Raw genomic sequence first — 3,637 nt, forward strand, 5'->3', positions numbered from 1 at the left:
GCCCTACATCCACGTCGTCGTGAACAACGCCTATCTCGGCCTGATCCGCCAGGCGCAGCGTGGCTTCTCGATGGACTACGAGGTCAGCCTCGCCTTCGAGAACGTCAACCGCGCTAACGACCCCGAGGCAGGCTACGGCGTCGACCATGTCGCGGTCGCCGAGGCGATGGGCTGCAAGGCGGTTAGGGTGCGTAAGCCGGAAGAGTTCGCCGGCGCCTTTAAGCAAGCGCAGCGCCTGATGAAGGAGCACCAGGTTCCGGTCGTGCTCGAATTCATCCTCGAGCGCGTCACCAACATTTCCATGGGCACGGAAATCGACAAGATCACCGAGTTCGAGGAATTGGCCGAACGCAATGAGGATGCGCCGACGGCCATCATGATGTTGGACTAGGCGTGCTGATATTCAGGTAAGGCAGGCCTGCAAACGGCGCCTTCCTGCGCCTCCGGTGCTCACGTACAGAAAGTACGCTCCGCTCCGGTTCTCGAAAGTCACCGTTTTGGACGCTTCGCGCCTGTCTGCGACTCCGGCTCGGCGTGGGCCAGCCAAAAAGAAGGAGAAAAAGAATGCCTCGTTTTTCAGCCAATCTGTCGATGCTCTTCGGCGAGCACGAGTTCCTCGACCGCTTCGATGCCGCCGCCCGCGCCGGCTTCAAGGGCGTCGAATATATCGGCCCTTACGATCATGCGCCGGACGTCGTCGCCGCGCGCCTGAAGAAGAACGGGCTGACGCAGGTTCTGTTCAACTTGCCGCCGGGCGACTGGGCAAAGGGCGAGCGCGGCATAGCCGTGCTTCCCGATCGGGTACCGGAATTCCGGCAAGGGGTGGCCAAGGCCATCACCTATGCGCATGCGCTCGGCTGCGAGCAGATCAACTGCCTTGCCGGCATCGCCCCACAGGGAGCCGACCGAGCGGTGCTGGAGAACGTCTTTGCCGAGAATCTGGCTTTCGCGGCCGAGAAGCTGGAGCAGGCCGGCATCCGGCTGCTGGTCGAGCCGATCAACACGCGCGACATTCCGGGATTCTTCCTCAATTACAGCGGCCAGGCGCTGGCGCTGTTCGACCGCATAGGCTCGAAGAACCTGTTCCTGCAATACGACATCTACCACATGCAGATCATGGAGGGGGATCTCGCCCGTACCATCGAGGCAAACCTCGACCGTATCGCGCATATCCAGCTTGCGGACAATCCCGGACGTCACGAGCCGGGGACGGGCGAGATCAACTATCCCTTCCTCTACGAGCACATCGACCGGCTCGGCTATGCCGGCTGGATTGGCGCCGAATACAAGCCGAAGGCTGGCACGGACGCAGGGCTGGGCTGGTTCAAGGCATTGGCCGGCCAGGGCAGCGCGGCCGCCTAAAGCCTTCCTTCTCCCCGTCACTATACGGGGAGAAGGTGCCGGCAGGCGGATGAGGGGCAGCGGCGTACCTTCGGCTAGTTGCAGTTACGAATTTCAGGAGCGAAACAATGGAAACCATCGGCTTCATCGGACTGGGCATCATGGGCGCTCCGATGGCGGGGCATTTGCTGGATGCCGGCTACCCCGTCGTCGCCAGCGACCATCGCTCCAAACCGCCGGCTGACCTGATCGGCAAAGGCCTGAAGACCGTCACCGGCCATGCCGCCGTGGCGAAGGCGGCTGATATCATCATCACGATGGTGCCTGACACGCCTCAAGTCGCCGACGTCCTGTTCGGCGACAATGGCGTTGTCTCGGGCCTCAGCAAGGGCAAGCTGGTCATCGACATGAGTTCGATCTCGCCGATCGAGACCAAGACCTTCGCGAAAAAGATCAACGATCTCGGCTGCGACTATCTCGACGCGCCGGTATCGGGCGGCGAGGTCGGCGCCAAGGCTGCCTCGCTCACCATCATGGTCGGCGGCGAGGAACAAGCCTTCGAGCGCGCAAAGCCGGTGTTCGAGAAGATGGGCAAGAACATCACCCTCGTCGGCCCGAACGGCGTCGGCCAGACGACCAAGGTCGCCAACCAGATCGTCGTGGCGCTCACCATCGAAGCGGTCGGCGAAGCGCTTGTCTTCGCCTCGAAGGCGGGCGCCGATCCGGCCAAGGTTCGCCAAGCGCTGATGGGCGGGCTCGCCGCCTCGCGCATCCTCGAAGTGCATGGCGAGCGCATGATCAAGCGCACCTTCGCGCCCGGCTTCCGCATCGAACTGCACCAGAAGGACCTCAACCTGGCGCTGGAGGGCGCCAAGGCGCTCGGTGTTTCGCTGCCCAATACGTCCACCGCGCAGCAACTCTTCAACGCTTGCGCCGCCAACGGAGGTGCCAAGGAGGATCACTCGGCGCTGGTCAGGGCGCTGGAGCGGATGGCCAATTTCGAGGTCGGCGGCCAAGCAACCGAAGCCAAGGGCAAAGCAGCATAGGTCGGGAGAAGGCGGCGCAACGTTCCCAAGCTGCCAGCTCTTGCCTGCCAAGAACGGGTTCCTGCGTCAAACGCCGGAGCCCGTTTCTCATATTCCGCGCAACCACGAGATGAGCGTCGGCGCAAATCGCGATGTGGTTAGGGAAATTGCTGGTTGATGTCCGCCAGCTTGAACTTGTCGATTTCAGCCCCGATCCGCTCAAGCGCAGGAACAAGTGTGCCGTTCTCGAACGCCTGGCCGAGAGCTCCGTCAACCCACCTTTCATCGGCCAGGTTGCAGGCGACCCGATGATGGATCTCCGTGGCGTCCATGGAGGTCAAGTCTCCTGGACTTTTGGGCAGCCAGGTCTCCCAATAGGCATCGTCGAGAAATTTTTTGATATCGGCGGGATTTTCAAGCGTATGGACAAGCCGAAATATGTCTTCCATCAACACATGGTAGCGGTCGTTCGCCTCGTCGTAGAACTCCGATGGAGTGAGCGTTCGTAGAGTGCCGATTGTGCTCGCAAGAAACGCAAGCCATTCGCCCCGATCTGAGAACGTCTCGAACATCCAGGTCGCTCGTTCAATCCTCGGAAAGGAACTTTCGCGCCGCATAAAGGCTCACCGCCGCCGCGTTGGAAACGTTCAACGAGCGTATCGCACCCGGCATGTCGAGGCGGGCGAGCGCCGTCACCGTCTCGCGCGTCTTCTGACGCAGGCCTTTGCCTTCGGCGCCCAACACCAGCGCGATTTTGTCGCCGGCGAATGTTTTCTCCAACTCGGCCGGTCCGTCCGAATCGAGGCCGATGGTCTGGAAGCCGGCCTCATGCAACTGGCCGAGCGCGTCGGCGAGGTTCTTCACCTCAATCTGATCAATATGTTCCAGCGCGCCGGAGGCGGATTTCGCCAGCACGCCCGATTCCTGCGGGCTGTGGCGGGCCGTGGTGATCAGCGCGCCGGCGCCGAAGGCGACCGCGGAGCGCAGGATCGCGCCGACATTGTGCGGATCGGTGACCTGGTCGAGCACGAGCACCAACTGAGTGTCGCCAAGCGCGTCAAGGCGCTTCGGCTTCAGCGGCTCGGCCTCGATCAGCACGCCCTGATGCACGGCATCCGACCCGGTGATCCTGTCGATCTCCTTTGGCTCGACCAGCTCGGCCTTGAAGGGCAGGGCGGCGAGGTCGGCGATCGCCAGCCGCTCGGCGGCGTTGCGCGTCACCAGCATTTTCCTGATCTTGCGCCGTGAATTGTCGAGCGCGGCTCGCACCG

Annotated in this window: 5 protein-coding genes; 3 read left to right on the top strand and 2 right to left on the bottom strand. The window is 62.4% G+C overall.

Translation table 11 applies throughout. The annotated features are described in order from the left end of the window. From EOA33_RS28060 to EOA33_RS28070, 3 genes are all read left to right on the top strand, one after another. Nucleotides 1-391: thiamine pyrophosphate-dependent enzyme (locus EOA33_RS28060; protein WP_245482457.1), on the top strand; the 391-nt coding region annotated here is incomplete at its 5' end. Between the two features lie 173 nt (nucleotides 392-564). Beyond that, on the top strand, nucleotides 565-1,362 hold the full coding sequence (gene otnI / locus EOA33_RS28065) for a 2-oxo-tetronate isomerase (protein ID WP_127407120.1): 798 nt from the start codon (nucleotides 565-567) through the stop codon (nucleotides 1,360-1,362). Nucleotides 1,363-1,469: 107 nt separating this feature from the next. Beyond that, nucleotides 1,470-2,387 (top strand): 2-hydroxy-3-oxopropionate reductase, encoded by a 918-nt coding sequence (locus EOA33_RS28070; RefSeq protein ID WP_127407121.1) that lies wholly within the window; start codon nucleotides 1,470-1,472, stop codon nucleotides 2,385-2,387. A 137-nt stretch (nucleotides 2,388-2,524) separates the two neighbouring features. Here EOA33_RS28070 and EOA33_RS28075 read toward each other — a convergent pair whose 3' ends face one another. Both EOA33_RS28075 and EOA33_RS28080 read right to left on the bottom strand, forming a co-directional pair. Continuing rightward, a complete protein-coding gene (locus EOA33_RS28075) occupies nucleotides 2,525-2,938 on the bottom strand; it encodes a hypothetical protein (protein ID WP_127407122.1) in 414 nt (137 codons plus the stop codon). A gap of 13 nt (nucleotides 2,939-2,951) precedes the next feature. Then, nucleotides 2,952-3,637: RNA methyltransferase (locus EOA33_RS28080; RefSeq protein WP_145989315.1), on the bottom strand; the 686-nt coding region annotated here is incomplete at its 5' end.

The organism is Mesorhizobium sp. M4A.F.Ca.ET.050.02.1.1, assembly GCF_003997725.1.
Taxonomy (GTDB): Bacteria; Pseudomonadota; Alphaproteobacteria; order Rhizobiales; family Rhizobiaceae; genus Mesorhizobium.

Coding starts and splice junctions, on each gene's coding strand:
- otnI (WP_127407120.1), top strand. CDS start 565: ATGCCTCGTTTTTCAGCCAATCTGTCGATGCTCTTCGGCGAGCACGAG.
- EOA33_RS28075 (WP_127407122.1), bottom strand. CDS start 2,938: ATGTTCGAGACGTTCTCAGATCGGGGCGAATGGCTTGCGTTTCTTGCG.
- EOA33_RS28070 (WP_127407121.1), top strand. CDS start 1,470: ATGGAAACCATCGGCTTCATCGGACTGGGCATCATGGGCGCTCCGATG.